Annotated in this window: 13 protein-coding genes, 1 tRNA gene and 4 pseudogenes; 16 read left to right on the top strand and 2 right to left on the bottom strand. The window is 60.8% G+C overall.

Annotated elements, in window-relative coordinates; translation table 11 throughout:
• The 3 genes and pseudogenes from NKH41_RS21520 to NKH41_RS21530 all read left to right on the top strand — a co-directional run.
• Positions 1-179, top strand: a pseudogene (locus tag NKH41_RS21520) (MFS transporter); the annotation flags it as partial.
• Positions 180-1,001: 822 nt separating this feature from the next.
• On the top strand, positions 1,002-1,193 hold the full coding sequence (locus NKH41_RS21525; protein ID WP_023679340.1) for a DUF6494 family protein: 192 nt from the start codon (positions 1,002-1,004) through the stop codon (positions 1,191-1,193).
• Positions 1,194-1,247: 54 nt separating this feature from the next.
• Positions 1,248-1,556: an NAD(P)-dependent oxidoreductase gene (locus NKH41_RS21530; protein WP_352774614.1), complete on the top strand. Its 309-nt coding sequence runs from the start codon at positions 1,248-1,250 to the stop codon at positions 1,554-1,556.
• 656 nt (positions 1,557-2,212) lie between these two features.
• Here the strand turns inward: NKH41_RS21530 and NKH41_RS21535 are convergent.
• Positions 2,213-3,100, bottom strand: coding sequence for a hypothetical protein (locus tag NKH41_RS21535; protein WP_352933839.1), 888 nt, complete (start codon positions 3,098-3,100; stop codon positions 2,213-2,215).
• Positions 3,101-3,379: 279 nt separating this feature from the next.
• Complete coding sequence (gene selD / locus NKH41_RS21540; protein WP_352933842.1) at positions 3,380-4,456, bottom strand: selenide, water dikinase SelD; 1,077 nt, start codon at positions 4,454-4,456, stop codon at positions 3,380-3,382.
• Positions 4,457-4,934: 478 nt separating this feature from the next.
• Between selD and fdnG the strand changes: the two genes are divergently transcribed.
• The 13 genes and pseudogenes from fdnG (at position 4,935) to NKH41_RS21610 (ending at position 18,461) form a co-directional block, all read left to right on the top strand.
• Positions 4,935-8,021, top strand: a complete 3,087-nt coding sequence (gene fdnG, locus NKH41_RS21545; protein ID WP_352933845.1) for a formate dehydrogenase-N subunit alpha — start codon at positions 4,935-4,937, stop codon at positions 8,019-8,021.
• Between the two features lie 12 nt (positions 8,022-8,033).
• Positions 8,034-8,984: a formate dehydrogenase subunit beta gene (gene fdxH / locus NKH41_RS21550; RefSeq protein WP_352774620.1), complete on the top strand. Its 951-nt coding sequence runs from the start codon at positions 8,034-8,036 to the stop codon at positions 8,982-8,984.
• Positions 8,971-9,669, top strand: a complete 699-nt coding sequence (locus NKH41_RS21555) for a formate dehydrogenase subunit gamma (protein ID WP_352451684.1) — start codon at positions 8,971-8,973, stop codon at positions 9,667-9,669. Before fdxH ends, NKH41_RS21555 begins: the two co-directional genes overlap by 14 nt.
• Before the next feature lie 114 nt (positions 9,670-9,783).
• Positions 9,784-10,705 (top strand): annotated as a pseudogene (gene fdhE, locus NKH41_RS34155) (formate dehydrogenase accessory protein FdhE).
• A gap of 4 nt (positions 10,706-10,709) precedes the next feature.
• Positions 10,710-12,131, top strand: coding sequence for an L-seryl-tRNA(Sec) selenium transferase (gene selA / locus NKH41_RS21570; protein WP_352933851.1), 1,422 nt, complete (start codon positions 10,710-10,712; stop codon positions 12,129-12,131).
• The gene (locus NKH41_RS21575; RefSeq protein ID WP_352933854.1) at positions 12,118-12,909 is read left to right on the top strand and encodes a tetratricopeptide repeat protein; all 792 of its coding nucleotides are present in this window, start codon (positions 12,118-12,120) and stop codon (positions 12,907-12,909) included. Before selA ends, NKH41_RS21575 begins: the two co-directional genes overlap by 14 nt.
• Positions 12,906-14,741, top strand: a pseudogene (selB, locus tag NKH41_RS21580) (selenocysteine-specific translation elongation factor); the annotation flags it as partial. The gene NKH41_RS21575 and the pseudogene selB, both read left to right, overlap by 4 nt.
• 123 nt (positions 14,742-14,864) lie before the next feature.
• Positions 14,865-14,960, top strand: a tRNA-Sec gene (locus NKH41_RS21585).
• A 162-nt stretch (positions 14,961-15,122) separates the two neighbouring features.
• Positions 15,123-15,431 carry a hypothetical protein gene (locus tag NKH41_RS21590; RefSeq protein ID WP_352933857.1) on the top strand — a complete coding sequence of 103 codons (309 nt, stop codon included), beginning with the start codon at positions 15,123-15,125 and terminating at the stop codon, positions 15,429-15,431.
• Between the two features lie 159 nt (positions 15,432-15,590).
• Positions 15,591-15,815: pseudogene (locus NKH41_RS21595) on the top strand (aldo/keto reductase); the annotation flags it as partial.
• On the top strand, positions 15,779-16,066 hold the full coding sequence (locus NKH41_RS21600; protein ID WP_352771980.1) for an NADPH-dependent FMN reductase family protein: 288 nt from the start codon (positions 15,779-15,781) through the stop codon (positions 16,064-16,066). The pseudogene NKH41_RS21595 and the gene NKH41_RS21600, both read left to right, overlap by 37 nt.
• Positions 16,067-16,288: 222 nt before the next feature.
• Complete coding sequence (locus tag NKH41_RS21605) at positions 16,289-17,251, top strand: LysR family transcriptional regulator (protein ID WP_352475066.1); 963 nt, start codon at positions 16,289-16,291, stop codon at positions 17,249-17,251.
• 196 nt (positions 17,252-17,447) lie between these two features.
• Complete coding sequence (locus tag NKH41_RS21610) at positions 17,448-18,461, top strand: amino acid ABC transporter substrate-binding protein (protein WP_352451692.1); 1,014 nt, start codon at positions 17,448-17,450, stop codon at positions 18,459-18,461.
• The last annotated feature ends 2 nt before the right edge of the window (positions 18,462-18,463 follow it).

Raw genomic sequence — 18,463 nt, forward strand, 5'->3', positions numbered from 1 at the left:
CAAGCTTCACATCGGTACCGCGCAGTTTGGCTGCCGCAGCCAGTCCCGCCCTGGCGGGCGCTCTGTTCGCTGCCTCGTTCCGGGCATGGCCCCTCCTGATCTGCGGCACACTCAAAATCATTTATGATCTGCTGCTGCTGCTGCAGTTTCGGCACCTCAAGCCGCCGGAGGAAAGGTGATGCAGCCGCCGGTTTGGGGTGTTTGACCAGGATGGGTCAATCGCGAAGGCAAACGTTGGAAAAGTCATCGATCACTTCGGCTCTGACTCCGGACTTGTCGAATGTCTAATGTGACCCGACATCCTCGACGCGATGCCTGCAGGCCATCACCCGCAGCGCAGCAGACAACGAAAGTCTCCGCTGGTTTCTGCCGATCAGGCAGGCCGTGCTTTGTAAAAGCGGCACCAACCATCGGGGCTGATTTCACCCGCGACACTCTCGGATGCATTCGGCTTCAGGAAATGGGTGCACCCGGCGCAGCGGCGACCTTTGTTTGGAACATCCTAATAAAGCGCCACAGGCTTTGGGGTTGTTTCGGTGCCGAGCGCCGCAGGCTGACCTGTCATGCAGGAAGCAAGCCCACCTGCACCGGCAAATCGCCGCGCCGGTCGTCGACGCCTTAAGAAATTTCCGGCGAGACAGCGCTTGGCCTGGCTTACGTTGTGCCGACCCGCAATTTATCTCACCACGATCTTCTTTAATGGTCTTTCCTCCCAATCGAACCCAAAGAAGCGCCGAGTGCTGATCAGATCGATTTGAGGTACTCGATCAGATCACTCTTTTCCTGATCGGTCAGATCAAGGCCGAGATGGCCGTCATAGTGCTCCTTCTGCGCAAGACGTCGATCGGTTCCACTCCTCCTGCCAGGGGTCGATCAAGTTTAAGGACCCGACGTCTCCTCCCGGCTCGAGGTCTATTTCAATAAAACCGTACGTCACCGTCCTGCTTCCTTGATCCCTTGCCTTCCTTTACAATCCCTTCCGGACACAGAGGAGTTCCGCCATGAGCGAAGACGCCGTCAATATGTCGATCCGCAAGTTCCTGAAGGAAGTCGGCGTCACCTCCCAGCGCAAGATCGAGGAGACGGTGCGCGAAGGGCAAATCGGCGGCAAGAAGCTGAAGGTCCGCATGACGCTGACGGCGGAAGGCACCGGCCTCAACCACGTGGTGGACGGCGAGATCGAACTTCCATAAGCCGGGCGAAGCGACCTAGCGGCCGAAAGCGGTCGAGACGGATCAGCGGTTGGAATGGCGTCTGGCCGGGTCGATGTAGTACCGCTCACCCCACGCTCCTGCGACTCTGAGGGAACGGAAAGACCGACCCTAAGCGGAAGCTCGCTGGCTCCGGGTCAATTCACGGCCATCACCCTTTACGTGTTTGAGCGTGAACCGCTGGAGGCTTCGTCGCCGTTGTGGACTCATCCCAGGGTGACCATCACACCTCATGTCGCGAGCTTCTGGGTGGATTCTGGAATCGACCAGGTCGCCGATCTCTGCGGCCAAGTCGCAAGAGGAGAGCCTCTGTCCAACAAAATCGACCTCGAACGGGGTTATTGAATCGAAGTAGTGTGTTTACCCATTTAAGCAGCTTCCGATCTTATGAAGCGCGGACATCAGCGCGCGCGTCACCCGGCTAATGCATCATCAGCGTGAGCATGCTTTCAAAGAGCCAAGCGAGAACCTTTCCGTCAACCACGGCGAGCGCGGCAACGGAAATTCGTAGCCAGACATCGGCGATTTAAGGCTAAGACCGGCAAGGCATGCTTTCCAAGAGCCGCTATTATGACGTGCAAACCATGAATATTATTCTTGATATTGCAAAGCTGATGCTCGAAATAGCAAATATACTTGTACGCCAGCGTCATATGAGAGCGTAGGGAGGGGCGAGGTCCGATTTGCAGGCTGGAAGAGGTACCTTTCTCACGTTGACCACGCGCCGAGGCCGCATTGAAACATGCTCTTTTCGTCACGGCTTAATAGGAACTGCAGCGCAACGGGTGGGGCTTGCAGCTGGTCCGCGTTATTGCTGTTCGAGTAGGTGACAACGGCGGTCCGGAAAACAACGTTCCACGCTTTTGCCTGATGCGCTGAGTTTTCACACGGGCTCGGTGGGAAGCGGATTCAAGAAGCGCAGCACGTTAGCCGTCTGGGACACCCAATAGCAAATGCTTAAACAGTTATGGGGCGTTCGTGCGGCGAAAGGAATTCCGCTTTCACACGAACAGAAAGTCATGTGCGGTCAACGTGCTCGTGAAGTTATCGAGTGTGACTTGATCCGCTCCTGCGGTAATGATGGTTCCAGTTCCAATTCTGGTGATTGTGAGATCATTGAAAGATTGCACATCCTCCACGCCGCAAAACTCAATTTTGTCCTTTTGGCTCTGGCTGAAGTCTTCGATTCTGTTATTGATTCCGACTGTCATTGGACCATCGTCCTTGAATACAAACAGATCGCTCCCGCCTTGAGCCTGAGCGCTGTCAAATTCCCCATCGCCCCACATTAGGTTACTGACCAAGCTGCCGGGCGCAGCGGTCCCAGCGTACAGGGTATCGTTGCCGCCCTTGGCGGAGTCAAAGAAAACGAATGCATCGCCGAAGAGAGAGTCAATAACCTGGCCACCGCCAGTGTTGTTGCCGCCGATCAGGGTATCGTTGCCGCCCTGAGCAGAGTCGTGCATATTTGCCCCGTCGCCCACGAGAGCATTGTCAACTAGGGAACCGCCACCGCCAGTGTTGTTGCCGCCGATCAGGGTATCGTTGCCGCCCCGAGCGGAGTTGAACATGTTTGCTGCCTCGCCCCAGACTTCATTGAAAACCCCGGCATCGCTGCTGCTGTTGCTGACGCCAATCAGGGTATCGTTGCCGCCCCGAGCGAAATCGAATTGGAACAGCGCGTCACCCGAGAGAAGATGGCGGACGTCGCCACCGGTGACGTTGTTGGGCCCGGTTAGGGTATCATTTCCACCCCGAGCATGGTCGAACATGCTGCCGCCAGCATCCCCAAACAAGCCGTTTACACTGTTGTCGCCCACAAGGACGTCATCGGTGCCCCTTTGATGGTCCGTTAAATCTCCCGGAGTAAATGGAACGCGCTTGGACATCCTGCCCTCCTGCTGGACTGTGCCCCGGCCGACTACAATCTTAGACTAAGATATCAAACATGGAAAGCAAGTCACCATCAGCGGATAGCGACGGCCGCACACCACCTCACTTCTATCGGAAACAGACGCCGGTCACCAAAACAGTCCGCAGCGTTCGCCGCCAATCCAGCGTGGACAGGGCAGGCGGCGTCTTTGCCTGCCGATCCAGTGGTGGCAGGAGGTGGAGTGCCGCGAACTGGAGGGCGCACCCCGTCATCTGGCGGGAAGCGGAGCGGCCGTTCAGGCCTCTACTACGATTGTCGGCGCGCCGGGCCTGGCATGGCCGATGATGCGAGCCGAAGGATAGCCGTCCGCGACGATCCTCTCGACGAGCGCCGCTGCGTGGTCGGTCTGGCAAGCAACCAGCAACCCGCCCGAAGTCTGTGGATCCGTGAGAAGATGGCGTCGCCACTCGGGCATGCCGGGAGGTAAGCTTACCGCGTCGCCATAGCTCGCCCAGTTGCGCCGCGATGCGCCGGTGACGTGGCCGTCGACTGCGAGCGAGGCAGCTTCGGAAAAGAGCGGCACGTCGTGGCTGCAAATTATCAGCGTGCACCCGGAACCGCGTGCCATCTCGAGGCCATGTCCGAGCAAGCCAAATCCGGTCACGTCGGTGACGGCGTGGACGCTCGCGTCCTGCGCCAGCTCCGATCCGATCCGGTTGAGAAGGGTGGTGGAGGCGATCATTTCGCGATAGCCGCTCTCGGAAAGCGCCTGCTTCTTGATGGCGGCGGAATAGATGCCGACGCCGAGCCCCTTCGTCAGGATCAAGGCGTCACCCGGCTTGGCGTCAGAATTGCGTCGGATATCTCCGGGTCGGCATGTGCCGATGACTGCGAGGCCATAAATCGGCTCCGGCGAGTCGATCGAGTGGCCACCTGCAACCGGGATTCCGGCGTCGGCGCAGACGGCTTCGCCACCTTTCAGGATTTCGCGGACCATGAGCGTCGGGATCTTGTCGAGAGGCATCCCGAGGATCGCCAGCGCCATGATCGGCCGGCCACCCATCGCATAGATATCGGACAGGGCGTTGGTTGCGGCAATCCGGCCGAAATCGTAGGGGTCATCTACCATAGGCATGAAGAAGTCGGTGGTCGCAATGACGCAAGTCGCGCCGTCGAGTTGCCAGACTGCCGCATCGTCGCCGGTCTCCGTGCCGACGAGAAGCTGATGATAGGGACTGGCAGCCGCCGGATTAGCGAGAAGCTGCTGCAGCACTGACGGTGCCAGCTTACAGCCGCAACCGCCGCCATGGGCGAGGCTGGTCAGGCGCACAACGGGCGCTTCGGTGATTTCAGGCGAGAGGGCGATTGCCATGGTCGTCGAGCCTCCTCTGCTGGCACGCTTTAGTAGGGATCAAGGTCAACCGGAATGGAAAAAACGATCGCCCAACGCACGGCGCGTTTGGAGCACGCTTGCTCTCAGCGGATTTCGTTGAGTTAGGAAAGGCAAGCACCGTATCCGGCGTGCGAGGCATCGCCGTCATTGGGTATCGATCGAAAGGCGCCCCGACCCGCGGGAGCTGTTTCATCGCCACGCTTTACTGTATGGTAATGCGTTCGTTTTCGTCAATCTCAATCGCGGTCACGAAAAGATGACGAGAATATTCAACAATAATACACAATGCCGATTTGCGGGCACAAACCTGTTGCAGGAAGGCGGTTCGGAGGGGCACTTTTGCTGCACCGTACGCACCTGGTTCTTTGGCATTGATTTTATTTGGTCCGAGACTAGTTACCCGGATTAAACCGTTGGTTCGAGTTGCCTTGTGGGGCACCGGCTTCGGGAGGAACCCATGAACATCGATCTTTCTCGACGCGCGTTCCTGCAAACAGCAGGCGCGGGTCTCGCCGGTACTACGCTTGGAGCCCTCGGCTTCGGCGATAGCGAGGCCGCACACGCGGCGGCTATACGGCCCTTCAAGCTCGCGAACACCACCGAAACACGCAACACCTGTCCATACTGCTCGGTGGCTTGCGGCATAATCTTGTATTCGAAGGGCGATCTCAGAAAGGGCGAGCCGGCCGAGATAACCCATATCGAGGGTGACACTGATCATCCGACCAATCGCGGCACCTTGTGCCCCAAAGGGTCGGCCCTGCTCGGATTTGTCAAGTCGCCGACCCGTCTGCAACATCCGATGATCCGCAAACCGGGCTCGGACAAGTTCGAGCCGATAAGCTGGGAAGACGCGCTCGGCCGCATCGCCCGCCTGATGAAGGACGATCGCGACAAGAACTTCGTCGCGACGAACAATGACGGCGTGACGGTCAACCGGTGGATCACCACCGGCTTCCTCGCCGCCTCGGCTTCGACCAATGAAACCGCGTTCGCGACCTACAAGGTGGTCCGCAGCGCGGGCATGCTGGTGTTCGACAACCAGGCACGTGTCTGACACGGCCCGACGGTGGCGAGTCTCGCCCCAACATTCGGCCGCGGCGCAATGACCAATTCCTGGACCGACATCAAGAACACGGATCTCGTCGTCATCATGGGCGGCAATGCCGCGGAAGCGCATCCTTGCGGCTTCAAATGGGTCACAGAGGCGAAGGCCAACCGCGGCGCCAAGCTCATCGTCATCGACCCGCGCTTTACGCGCTCGGCTTCGGTGTCGGATCTTTACGCGCCGATCCGCCAGGGAACGGACATCGCCTTCCTGCTCGGGCTGATCAACTACTGCATCCAGAACGATAAGGTGCAATGGGACTATCTGAAGGCCTTCACCAACGCGACATATGTCGTCAAGGAGGGCTTCACCTATCAGGACGGCCTCTTCTCCGGCTATAACGAGGCGAAGCGAGACTATGACAAGTCCAGTTGGGACTATGACATAGGCACGGACGGCTTTGCCGTTGTCGACGCGACATTGGCCAATCCCCGCTGCGTCTGGAATCTGCTCAAGAAGCATGTCGCGGTCTACACGCCGGAGATGGTCGAGCGCATCTGCGGCACACCGAAGGACCGGTTCCTGAAGGTGGCCGCGATGGTCGCCGAGACATCGGCTCCGACCAAGGCGATGACCTCGATGTACGCGCTCGGCTGGACCCAGCACTCGAAGGGCTCGCAGAACATCCGCGCCATGGCGATGCTGCAGCTTGTTCTCGGCAATATCGGTATACGCGGCGGCGGCATGAACGCGCTTCGCGGTCACTCCAACATCCAGGGGCTGACCGACCTCGGGCTGATGTCGAACCTGCTGCCCGGTTATCTGACGCTGCCGACTGAGAAGGAGGTCGATCTGGCAGCCTACATGTCGACCCGGGGCTTCAAGCCGCTCCGGCCGAACCAGATGAGCTACTGGCAGAACTACAGGAAGTTCTTCGTAAGCTTCCAAAAGTCAATGTGGGGCAACGCGGCAACGCCGGAGAACGGCTTCGCCTATGACTACCTGCCGAAGCTCGACCTGCCGGGCTACGATCTGCTGCGGGCTTTCGAGTTGATGCACCAGGGCAAGATGAACGGCTATTTCTGCCAGGGCTTCAACCCGCTACAGGCAGCTCCGAACAAGAAGAAGGTGATCGAGTCCCTCTCGAAGCTCAAATACCTCGTCATCATGGATCCGTTGGACACGGAGACGGGCCGGTTCTGGGAGAACCACGGGCCGTATAACGATGTCGATCCGTCGCAGATTCAGACGGAAGTCTACCAGCTCCCCTCCACCTGCTTCGCCGAGGACGACGGCTCGCTGGTCAATTCGGGGCGCTGGCTGCAGTGGCATTGGGCCGGCGGCACGCCCCCCGGCGAGGCCAAACGCGATACCTGGATCATGGCGCAGCTCTATCTGCGCCTGAAGGAGCTCTACACAAAGGAAGGCGGCGCCTTCGCGGATCCGATCGTCAAGCTCAATTGGCCTTATGCCGATCCCGGCGATCCGAAGGCCGAGGAGCTTGCCCAGGAGATCAATGGTAGGGCGCTCGCCAGGGTAACCGACACGGCCGACCCGACAAAGGTGCTCGCCGAGGCCGGAAAGCTCCTGCCGGGCTTCGCCGCGCTGCGCGACGACGGTTCCACCTCCTGCGGCTGCTGGGTCTATTCCGGCTGCTTCAACGAAAACGGCAACAACATGGCCAGGCGGGACACCACCGATCCTGACGAAACCGGCGCCTATTCCAAATGGGCGTTCTCATGGCCCGCCAACCGCCGCATTCTCTACAACAGGGCGTCGGCTGACCTCACCGGAAAGCCTTGGGATCCAAGCCGCAAGGTGATTGAATGGGACGGCACGAAATGGTCGGGCTACGATGTCCCCGACATCTTGCCAACGGCAAAGCCCGATCAAGTAGGCCCGTTCATCATGAATCCGGAAGGCGTCTCGCGCCTCTTCACCCGGGGCATGATGCGCGACGGACCATTCCCGGCGCATTACGAGCCATTCGAGTCGCCTATCGCGAACCCGATAGCTCCCAAAGTTCGCGGCAACCCCGCAGCGCGGGTGTTCGAAGGCGATATGGCCCAGTTCGCCGAATCGGCTTCGCAGGAGTTCCCCTACGCGGCGACCTCCTACCGACTGACCGAGCATTTCCACTTCTGGACCAAGCACGTCATCACCAATGCGGTGATGCAGCCGGAGTTTTTCGTGGAAATTTCGGAACAGCTTGCGGCCGAGAAGGGCATCACCAAAGGCGGCTGGGTGCGCGTCTGGTCGAAGCGCGGTTCCATTGTGGCGAAGGCCATGGTGACCAAGCGGATCAGGCCGCTCACCTGCGATGGCAAGACCGTCCACATCGTCGGAATACCATTGCATTGGGGCTTCACGGGAGCGGCGAAGAAAGGCTTTGGCCCGAACATGCTCACCCCCTTTGTCGGTGACGCCAACATCGAGACGCCGGAATACAAGGCGTTCCTTGTCAATATCGAGCCCATCGCCGGGCCGGTAGCGTAGGAGGAGTAAGCGATGTTTCCTCCACTTCCAAATCCTTCGACGACGGATACCGCACCGCGATTTTCCGACAAGGACCTCATCCGCCGCTCTGCCTCGACGGTTCCCGCGCCCGAGCAGCAATTGACGGAAGTCGCCAAGCTCATCGATGTTTCGAAATGCATCGGCTGCAAGGCGTGCCAGACGGCCTGCATCGAGTGGAACGACACGCATCCGGAGATCGGCTTCAATACCGGCGTCTATGAGAATCCTGCCGATCTGACGCCGGACATGTTCACGCTGATGCGCTACAGCGAATGGGACAATCCCGAGACGAACGAACTCGAATGGCTGATCCGCAAGGATGGCTGTATGCATTGCGCTGACCCGGGCTGCCTCAAGGCTTGTCCGGCGCCAGGCGCCATAGTGCAGTATTCGAACGGCATCGTCGATTTCGTCCATGAGAACTGCATTGGCTGCGGCTATTGCATCAAGGGTTGCCCGTTCAACATTCCGCGCATCTCCAAAGTCGATCACACGGCCTACAAATGCACGCTCTGTTCCGACCGCGTGGCTGTCGGCCAGGGACCAGCCTGCGCCAAAGCCTGCCCGACCCAGGCAATCGTGTTCGGTACAAAAGACGAGATGAAACAGCACGCCGACGGCCGCATCAAGGACCTGAAATCGCGCGGCTATTCGAATGCCGGCCTCTACGATCCGCCCGGCGTCGGAGGGACGCATGTGATGTATGTGCTGCACCATGCCGACCAGCCGGAACTCTATTCTGGTCTGCCGAAGGAGCCGAAGATCAGTCCGCTCGTGGAGGCGTGGAAGGGCGTGACCAAATATGCCGGCCTCACCATTCTCGGCGTGGCGGCCGGCGTCGGCCTGCTTCACCATCTGGTGATGGGACCGAACAGGGTGTCCGAGGCGGATGAGGAGCATGCCGAAGAGCTGACGGAAGGCGACAACGATGGCCGCATATGACGTGAAGCCGAACGAGCAGGTACATCCCGGCAAGCCGGTCATCGTGGACCGCTACACGGTGAGCGCGCGGATCAACCATTGGATCACGGCGGCCAGCCTGATCCTGCTCGCCTTGTCCGGCCTTGCCATGTTTCACCCGAGCCTGTTCTTCCTCTCGGGGCTGTTTGGCGGCGGTCAGTTCACGCGCTTCATTCACCCATGGATCGGCGTCTTGCTCTTCTTCAGCTTCCTTGGGCTTTTCCTTCGGTTCTGGAAGGCCAACTTGTGGAGGCCCGAGGACGGAACGTGGCTCGCCCGTTTCCGTGACGTATTGTCCAATCACGAGGACAACGTCCCCGACGTTGGCAAGTACAATGCCGGCCAGAAGCTCGTCTTCTGGTCAATGTCGATCCTCATCATCATCCTGATTTCGAGCGGCATCGTCATCTGGCAACAATATTTCGCCGCTTACACCACGATCGGCCAGCAGCGGGTGGCGCTGCTTGTTCATTCGATCGCTGCCGTGGCGATCATCGGCGTCTGGATTATCCATTTCTACTCGGCCATCTGGGTACGCGGCACCATTCCCGCCATGACGCGCGGACGGGTGACCGGCGGCTGGGCTTGGCGGCATCATCGCAAATGGCTGCGTGAACTGATCGCAGGCAAACCGGACGGACGTTCGGGATCGAATCCTGCCGAATGAGCGAGTATTTGTTTTTACGCAATTCCGGACGGAAAACCGTTATACACGTTTCGTGGAATTGCTCTGGAGCAGTATCAAGCCGACCACGTGGCCCGTGAGGTTCGTGAGGTTGAAATGCCAAGGCAACAAGATCCGTCACGCCCTGACCCGACTGTAATCGGCGAGGTCTCGGCCCCACCCTTTGCGCGCCTGCCTGATCCGCGGACCTTGTTCATTCGCCGCTCCGAGCGATTGAATGTGTTGGCGGATGACCACCAGCTCGGCCCCTATCTCCGCTTCCTTTCTGCACTGACGGATGCGCAGCACCGCATCCAGGACGGCTTGCCGGATGTCGAATTGCCGGCCGCGGAGGCGCGCGAGCGCGCACGAACCTTCGGTATGCCGCCGCTCGATCGCAACCAATTCACTTCGGATGCCGCCCTTGGAATGACGCTCGGCCGCCTGTTCGAAGTGGCAGCCACGATCGAAAAGCCCGAGGCAGCCGCAGCCGCCTTGGACAGACTGGCGAATATCGATGCGTCCGGGGTCGAATCCATGGTGCGCAATGTGCTCACCGATGCGATCCCAATGAACGCGCTTGCCGAGCATGTCTATGTCGCGGCCGCGCTGCAGGTTCACTTCGCCCGCCTCGCGGCATGTCTCGACAGCTCGTCGCTGGTTCCGGTTGCCGACGGCGCCTGTCCGGCCTGCGGTGGGCCGCCCGTATCCTCGATCATCGTTGGTTGGCACGGCGCACACGGGGCGCGGTTCTGCGCCTGCGCGCTGGTGTGGAACATTGTGGAACCACGTCCGTGTCAAATGTACGCTGTGCGGCTCGACCAAGGGGATAGGCTATCAGGAAATCGAGGGAGGTCCTGGCACGGTCAAGGCCGAGACCTGCGATGCATGCGGCTGCTATGTAAAGATCCTGTACCAACACGAGGATCCGGCTCTCGATCCAGTCGCCGACGACGTGGCGACGCTCGGCCTCGACCTGCTCGTCCGCGAGGGTGGCCATCGCCGCGGATCGTTCAATCCGTTCCTTGTTGGCTATTGATACGATGACCCCTTCATCCGCAAACCCTTTGCGCAATCTTCCGTCGGTCGACCAAGTGCTGAGGACCCCGCTGGCGGCGGCCGCAATCGAGCGCTTCGGACGGCAGGCCGCGACGGAGGCCATTCGCCGAGCCGTCGCCGATGCGCGAATGGCCTCCCGCAATGCCGGAGCCATCGTGCCGGAGGCAAACGATCTTGCCGGCGACGCGCTCGTGCAGCTCAAGGACCGCGAACGCTCTTCCCTGCGCCCCGTTTTCAACCTGACCGGAACGGTGCTGCATACCAATCTCGGACGAGCCCTCCTCGCGAAAGAGGCGGTCGAGGCTGTTCGGCTGGCGATGCGCGAAGCGGTGGCTCTCGAATTCGATGTTGAGAAAGGCGAGCGCGGCGAACGGGACGATCATCTTCGATCGCTCGTTTGCGAGCTGACCGGAGCCGAGGATGCAACCGTCGTCAACAACAACGCGGCTGCCGTCCTTCTCGTCCTCAACACGCTGGCGCTCGGTCGCGAAGCGATCGTTTCGCGAGGCGAGTTGATCGAGATCGGCGGCTCTTTCCGGATGCCCGAGATCATGACGCGCGCCGGCGCCAGGCTTGTCGAGGTCGGCACCACCAACCGCACGCATCGCAAAGACTATGTCGCGGCGATCGGCCCGGAGACCGGGCTCATCCTCAAGGTGCACACATCGAACTACCGGGTCGAAGGATTCACGGCCGAGATCCGGGCACCCGAGCTCGCTTCAATCGCCAAGGCGCATGGGATACCGCTGGTCCATGATCTCGGTTCGGGCACGCTGGTCGACCTAGCCCGCTACGGTCTTGGGCGCGAGCCGACCGTGCGCGAGGCGGTGGCCGACGGCGCCGATCTCGTCACATTCTCCGGCGACAAGCTGCTTGGCGGTCCGCAGGCGGGGTTCATCGTCGGTCGCAGGGACCTGCTCGCAGCGATCCGCCGCAACCCGATGAAGCGGGCGCTCAGGGTCGACAAGCTTCGTTTGGCAGCGCTCGAGGCGACGTTGAAGCTCTACCGCGACCCCGACCGCCTGGCCGAGCGCCTGCCGACGCTAAGGCTGCTCTCGCGCTCGGTGAGGGAGATTGCAGCGCAGGCAAAGCGCCTTGCTCCCCTGGTTGCTGACGCCGTGGGCGAAGCCTTTGCGGTCGACACGGTGGAGTGCCGGAGCCAAGTCGGATCCGGCGCGCTGCCGCTCGAAACGATGCCAAGCGCCGGGCTTGCACTCAAGCCGCGCGCAGGGAGCGGCCGGGCGCTCGAAGCGCTTGCGGCTGCGCTGCGTGGGCTGGACGTCCCCGTGATCGGGCGCATCGAAAACCAGGCGCTCGTGCTCGATTTCCGCTGCCTGGAAGACGAGGCGAACTTCGTCGCCAATCTAACCGGCTTAAATCCGGGAGGAACCGATGCGCTGGCTTGACCGCCTTGCGCGCCGCCCAGCCGAGACGCCTGTGGCCGCACGCATGACCGAAGCCCTCGAAGCCGCGCGGCGAGGCGATCATGCCCTGGCTCTCTCCATATGGGAGCCGCTGGCTCACCGGGGCGTTGCCCGCGCCCAGAACAATATCGGTGCCTGCTTCGCCGCAGGGCTCGGCGTCGAGCGTGATGCGGAAATGGCCTTTCGCTGGCTGGCGCTCGCCGCCGGGGCAGGGGATCCTGTCGGACAAAGGAACTTGGCGTCGCTCTATTTCCGCGGCGAAGGCGTCGAGCAGGACTTTCGCCGGGCGGCCGAGCTCTATCGGGCCGCAGCGGAAACTGGCGACGGACCGGCGCAGGATATGCTGAGTTGGATGCTGCTGGAAGGCGAAGTGATGGTTCCCGATGTCGGCGAGGCGCGACGTTGGGCGCTTGCCGCGGCCGATCAAGGCATCGCATCCGCGATGACCCGGATCGGCATGCTTTATCACAATGCGCTCGGCGTGCCGCGCGATCCGGACGAGGCTGTCCGCTGGTGGCGCCGTGCTGCCATGCGAGGAGACGCCGAAGGGCAGGCAATGCTCGGTGCCGCCTGCCATCTTGGCACGGGCGTGCCGGCTGACGCGGTCGACGCGCTCGTTTGGCTCCTGCGTGCCCAGGCAGGCGGCAGCGCCCTTGCCGGCCGCTATCTGGCTCCGGTGCGCGCCGAATTGAGCGCGGGCGATGCGGCCGAGGCCGAGCGTCGCGCCGCCGCGCCGTGGCCGGAGGCCGCATCATCATGATCGTTGGCACGGCAGGACATGTCGACCATGGCAAAACTGCGCTGGTGCATGCGCTGACCGGTATAGACACCGATCGTTTGCAGGAGGAAAAGACACGCGGCATGACGATCGATCTCGGCTTCGCCTATTTGCCGGTGCCGGGTGGCGATAGCATCGGTTTCGTCGATGTTCCCGGGCACGAGCGTTTCGTACACACGATGCTCGCCGGCGCCAGCGGCATCGACTTCGTGTTGCTCGTGGTGGCCGCCGACGACGGCGTCATGCCGCAAACCCGGGAGCATCTCGCCATCGTCGACCTGCTCGGTGTCAAGCGCGGCGCCGTCCTGCTCACGAAATGCGACCTGGCCGATCCAGAGCGCCGCACTGCGGTGGCGAACGATATCCGCTCGGTGCTTACCGGGACGATGCTTGCCGAGGCCCGCCTGATTCCCGTCTCGGTCGTTACAGGCGAAGGTATCGATGAACTCAGGTATCTCTTGTTCGAGGAGGCGTCTCATCTTGTCCGGCGTGCAGTTTCGGGCCGTTTTCGATTAGCGGTGGACCGCTCGTTCACGCTGCGCGGCGTGGGCACCGTCGTGACGGGCACCGTGCTTTCGGGTTCTCTCGGTACTGGGGACAACGTGGTCGTAAGCCCGTCGGGATTGCTTGCGCGGGTCCGATCGATCCACGCTCAGAACCGGCCGGCTGAACGTGGTCGGGCGGGAGACCGCTGCGCGCTCAATCTGACCGGCGAAAGGGTTTTCAAGGAGGCGATCCGGCGCGGCGACGTAATTGTCGATCCGAAGCTTCACGCGCCGTCGGACCGGATCGATGCAAGCCTTCGCGTTCTGCCGGGTGAACGCAAGCCGATCGGCCAATGGTTTCCGGTGCGGCTCCACCATGCCGCGACGGAGGTGGGGGCACGCATTGTACTCCTCGGAGACGAACCGATCGGGCCTGGCGGCACGGCCAATGTTCAATTGGTGCTGGACAGTCCGATCGCGGCCGCTGCCGGCGACGTTTACGTGGTGCGCGACACCTCCGCGCAGCGAACCATCGGCGGCGGACATTTTCTCGATCTGCGGGCGCCCAGCCGCAAACGCCGCGCGCCGGAACGGCTGGTCCAACTCGATGCCCATGCGCTATTGGCGCCCGAACTGGCCGCCGCCGCACTCCTTGATGCGCCGCCCCACTATTTCGACCTGAAGGCTTTCGCGCGCGACAGGGCGCTCAGTGACTGCGAGACGGGAGGCCTGATCGATCAACTCGGGCTTGTCCGTTTTGCCGTCGGAGAAATGCTTCTCGTGCTGTCGCCAGAGCGCTGGTTGCGATTCAAGCGCGACTTGGCCGCGACCCTGGAGACCTTCCATGCCGACAATCCGGATTTGCCGGGCGTAGGAATGGAGAGACTGCGTATTGGGCTTGATCCACGTCTGCCGGCCCCCTCTTTCATAGCAGTTCTGCGGAGCCTTTCGCACGCTGGAGAAGTTGCCTTGGACGGCGCCTGGGTGCGGCTGCCCGGTCATGAGGCGCACCTGACGGCAAAGGATGAAACTCTCTGGCTGCAGATCCAGCCCCTCATCGGCGGACCCGAACGATTCCATCCGCCGAGAGTGTGGGATATTGCCGAGGTGCTGGCCGCGCCGGAGACGGAAATCCGGCGGCTTCTGAAGCTTGCCGGCCGCATGGGGAAGGTCCACGAGGTCGCTCATGATCACTTCTTCCAGCGCCAGGCGTTGGCGCAGATCGTCGAGATCGCGCGCGACCTCGCTGCGTCGATGCCCACAGGCGAGTTCACCGCTGCTCAATTTCGCGATCGCGTGGGCAGCGGACGCAAGGTCGCCATCCATATCCTCGAATTTCTCGATCGGCACGGCGTGACGCTGCGGCGGGGAGACTTGCGCCGTCTGAACAGGCGCAGGCTGGACCTGTTCCGCCTGACAGGCGAGGGTGAGCCGCCGATGGCGCAAATTTCTGGAGGAGCATCGTCCCCGGTGGGGCGTCCGGACTTCAAATCCGGGAGGGGCCGCGAGTCGGTCTCTGGTGGGTTCGACTCCCACTCTCTTCCGCCATCCTAGTGAGCCAAGATGAATCCGACGGCTTCCTTTCTCAATGACCTGAAGACGACGGCTGAGACCGCCAGGACAACCGAGGCAAGCTTCAGGCGACAAGCGGCCAATCAGATCGCGGTTCTGGAACAGGAGCGCGCTTTCGCCTTCAGGCGGCTCAACCTCATGCAGGCGATCTCGGACGCCGTGGCCTCAGCCGAAAGTGAGGAGATCGCCGTGGCCAGCGCTTTGGCCGTCCTGCGCTTGCGGCTCGGCTGGAATGCGGACAGCGAGGCGCGCACGGAAGCGATCACGCATTTTGGCCCCGTTGCGCTTGCGTTGTTCCAGGCTGCGAAGCTGCCCGAGCACGAACCCGCCACCAATATCGGCGAGGCCCTTGCGATTTTTGAGCATTGGTACTCCGAATCCCGGGGATCGTCGTTCTGGTTGCTATTCGAGCACCAGATCGTGGACACGCCGCTGGTCGACTTTTGACCGACGGACTTTTCGGCATACCCGGATGTGAAAGCAGAGAGCGCAACGTCGCTTTATTACCGACGACACGATGCGGTAACCGGCGCCTCGGTCACCGCCGCAAGCAGCTGCTTTGGGGGCGGACGCCGGAAGCCGTTCACTCCCATGACATAGGAGCCGTATCGCATCATCGACAAGGCGCGCGAGCAAGGCATCAACTTCATTGACACCGCCGACGTCTACCACAACGGCAAGTCCGAGGAAGTCGTCGGTCGCGGCATCAAGGCGACGCGCGATCATTGGGTCGTGGCGACCAAGTTCGTCAACTCGCACGACAAGGGGCCTAATCTCGGCGGCCATTCGCGCAAATGGGTGATCCAGACGGTCGAGAACAGCCTGCGGCGCCCCTGATCGGCGCAACAGGCGGCGGTCAACGCCACGCTCTGGTGATCGAGCATCAGCTTCGCCCCCTGTTCGGCTTTTACTTGGCACTGACGGTGCCAAGCGCCGTCTATGGCAATGACAGCGACTTTTCCGACGGGAAGCTCACGGACCCGCAGGTTCTGGCACGGGCCGGGCAGGCGGTGGACCAGTTCGCCACCCTGGTTTCGGCACGGCAGCCGAAGCGCCAACAGGTCAGTCTGGCCTCAGCCTAAGGGGCAGCGAGTCGTAGACGTCCCTGGTCCTTAGGTTCGCCAGACCATACGAGAGAATGCGAAGGAAATGGGTTGGCGAACCCTCCGGTAACGTATTGATTTCCCAATAGGGAACGTTGACCCCGCAGGTCGAAGGGTCGCATTTGTTCGCCATGGCATCGTTCGCGCGTTGGAAGCGATGTTAGCATGCAGGCGAGGCATGACGAAAACGGGGGAGGTCTCATGAGTTTCGATGATATCGATCTCAATTTGCTGAGAGTGTTCGACGTGATGATGCGTGAAAGGAGCGTAACGCGCGCAGCTGCCGAATTGGGAAGAACACAATCAGCTGTAAGTCATTCCCTATCAAAACTTCGGTATTTGTTGCAGGACGAATTGTTCACGAGAGATGGAGGCGAGATGCGGCCAACGCCTCGGGCGGTTGAGCTGCTGTCGGATATTTCTGCCGCGCTGGCGATTATCCGCGCATCGATCGACCGGCATCAGATCTTCAATCCAGCAACGACGCGACGCAACTTTCGCGTGGGACTCACTGACTATCACGCCATGATATTCATCCCAGGGCTCATACGGGAATTTTCGAGGCAAGCGCCTGGCGCGACGCTGAACGTCATTCCCGCAAACGGACCCGAAATCGGTTCATCGGTCTATTTGAGACAAGTCGACTGTGCGCTGACGGGAGCGGCAATACGCGACGACCCAGGTCTCTTGAAGGTGGAGCTTGGCCAGGATCAATTGTTTTGCGCGGTGTGGAGTGGAAGCAAGATCGCCAGGAACGCAATGACACTGGAAACATATTTGGCCAGTTCTCACCTGCAGATTTCCGCAGATGGTCTGGCAGAAGGCCTCGCGGATGCCGCCCTCAAGCAGCATGGTCTCCGGCGCAATGTCGTTGCGACCATCTCGAATTATCTGGTGCTGCCCTGGGCGCTTCGCGGCACTGAACTGATTACCCATTGCGGCGATGCCATCCTGCAAATTCTGGACGAGAGGAGTGAGGTGACGCTGGTCCCGCCGCCCCTTGCCATATCGAATGTGAATGCCTGGCTCATTGTTCACCGCCAGATGGCGAATGACCCGGGTACCAAATGGCTCCGGGAAATAATCATGAGCATCTACAACGAGTCGCGGACCGAGAGAGACCAAGGGTCAACCGTCGGAGCACCGGGGTTGGCTGCACCATAGGTCGCGCGCGCCGTCGCTCATTCGATTAGCCCGCCCCAAGCAAACTAGCCCGATCAGCACTCAAGCTCCCTTTCACCCGAGAGCGAGCGCCTCCTCAATTATGAATGACGCTCATTTTCGCAATGAGAACAGTCAATTTGACGAATAGTCATACTTGAGGCCACATTCCCTTCAACAAAAACAGGGGAATACCGAAATGAGATCGATGTTCAAGGGCTTTCTTGCCCTCGCTATCGCGTGCACTGCCTCCTCGGCGTGGTCCGCAACCCTCGACAATGTCAAAAAGAATGGAGTGCTGACGTGTGGCACAAATTCGGCCACGGCTGGCTTCAGCCTTCCCGATAACGAAGGCAAATGGACCGGATTTGTGGTCGACTATTGTCGCGCCGTGGCCGCTGCCGTGCTCGGGGATGCGCAAAAGGTTAAGTTCATCCCATTGACGCCAAAAGATCGCTTCACTGCCTTGCAGTCGGGGGAGATCGACATTCTTGCACACAACGCAACATGGACATCGTCGCGCGATACGTCTCTCGGCATACTTTTTGCGGGGACGTACTTCTATGACGGTCAGGGATTTATGGTGCGCAAGGCGGACAACATCACATCAGCCAAGGGGCTCGAGGGCGCATCGATTTGCGTCACCCAAGGCACCACGACCGAGTTGAACCTTGCCGACTATTTTCGCTCGCAGTCGATCAAGTACACCACGGTTGGTTTCGCCGACGAGGAAGCTGTCGTGAAGGCTTACGAGGAGGGGCGTTGCGACGTCCTGTCGGCGGACACCTCTACCTTGAACGCATCGCGGCTTCGCATGGCCAAGCCGGACGACAGCATCGTTCTTCCCGAACTGATTTCCAAGGAGCCGCTTGGCCCGGCAGTGCGGCAGGGAGACGACCAGTGGTTCAATGTGGCGAAGTGGACGCTTTACGTCATGGTGGCCTCCGAAGAATACGGGGTCACCTCCAAAAACGTTGATGCGATGAAGTCGTCGGACAATCCCAGCATCCGCCGTCTGCTTGGCGTGGAAGGCAGCATCGGCAAGGACATCGGACTCGGCGATGACTGGCCGGTCGAGGTGATCAAACAGGTCGGTAACTACGGCGAAGTGTTTGATCGGAATGTCGGCAAGGACTCCCCGCTGAAAATGGAGCGCGGCATGAACGCGCTCTGGAACAAGGGCGGCGTTCAGTACGCTCCGCCGATTCGCTAGGC

This window comes from Mesorhizobium sp. M1169, from assembly GCF_040318345.1.
GTDB lineage: Bacteria > Pseudomonadota > Alphaproteobacteria > Rhizobiales > Rhizobiaceae > Mesorhizobium.

Coding starts and splice junctions, on each gene's coding strand:
- NKH41_RS21525 (WP_023679340.1), top strand. CDS start 1,002: ATGAGCGAAGACGCCGTCAATATGTCGATCCGCAAGTTCCTGAAGGAA.
- NKH41_RS21530 (WP_352774614.1), top strand. CDS start 1,248: ATGGCGTCTGGCCGGGTCGATGTAGTACCGCTCACCCCACGCTCCTGC.
- NKH41_RS21535 (WP_352933839.1), bottom strand. CDS start 3,100: ATGTCCAAGCGCGTTCCATTTACTCCGGGAGATTTAACGGACCATCAA.
- selD (WP_352933842.1), bottom strand. CDS start 4,456: ATGGCAATCGCCCTCTCGCCTGAAATCACCGAAGCGCCCGTTGTGCGC.
- fdxH (WP_352774620.1), top strand. CDS start 8,034: ATGTTTCCTCCACTTCCAAATCCTTCGACGACGGATACCGCACCGCGA.
- NKH41_RS21555 (WP_352451684.1), top strand. CDS start 8,971: ATGGCCGCATATGACGTGAAGCCGAACGAGCAGGTACATCCCGGCAAG.
- selA (WP_352933851.1), top strand. CDS start 10,710: ATGACCCCTTCATCCGCAAACCCTTTGCGCAATCTTCCGTCGGTCGAC.
- NKH41_RS21575 (WP_352933854.1), top strand. CDS start 12,118: ATGCGCTGGCTTGACCGCCTTGCGCGCCGCCCAGCCGAGACGCCTGTG.
- NKH41_RS21590 (WP_352933857.1), top strand. CDS start 15,123: ATGCAGGCGATCTCGGACGCCGTGGCCTCAGCCGAAAGTGAGGAGATC.
- NKH41_RS21600 (WP_352771980.1), top strand. CDS start 15,779: ATGGGTGATCCAGACGGTCGAGAACAGCCTGCGGCGCCCCTGATCGGC.
- NKH41_RS21605 (WP_352475066.1), top strand. CDS start 16,289: ATGAGTTTCGATGATATCGATCTCAATTTGCTGAGAGTGTTCGACGTG.
- NKH41_RS21610 (WP_352451692.1), top strand. CDS start 17,448: ATGAGATCGATGTTCAAGGGCTTTCTTGCCCTCGCTATCGCGTGCACT.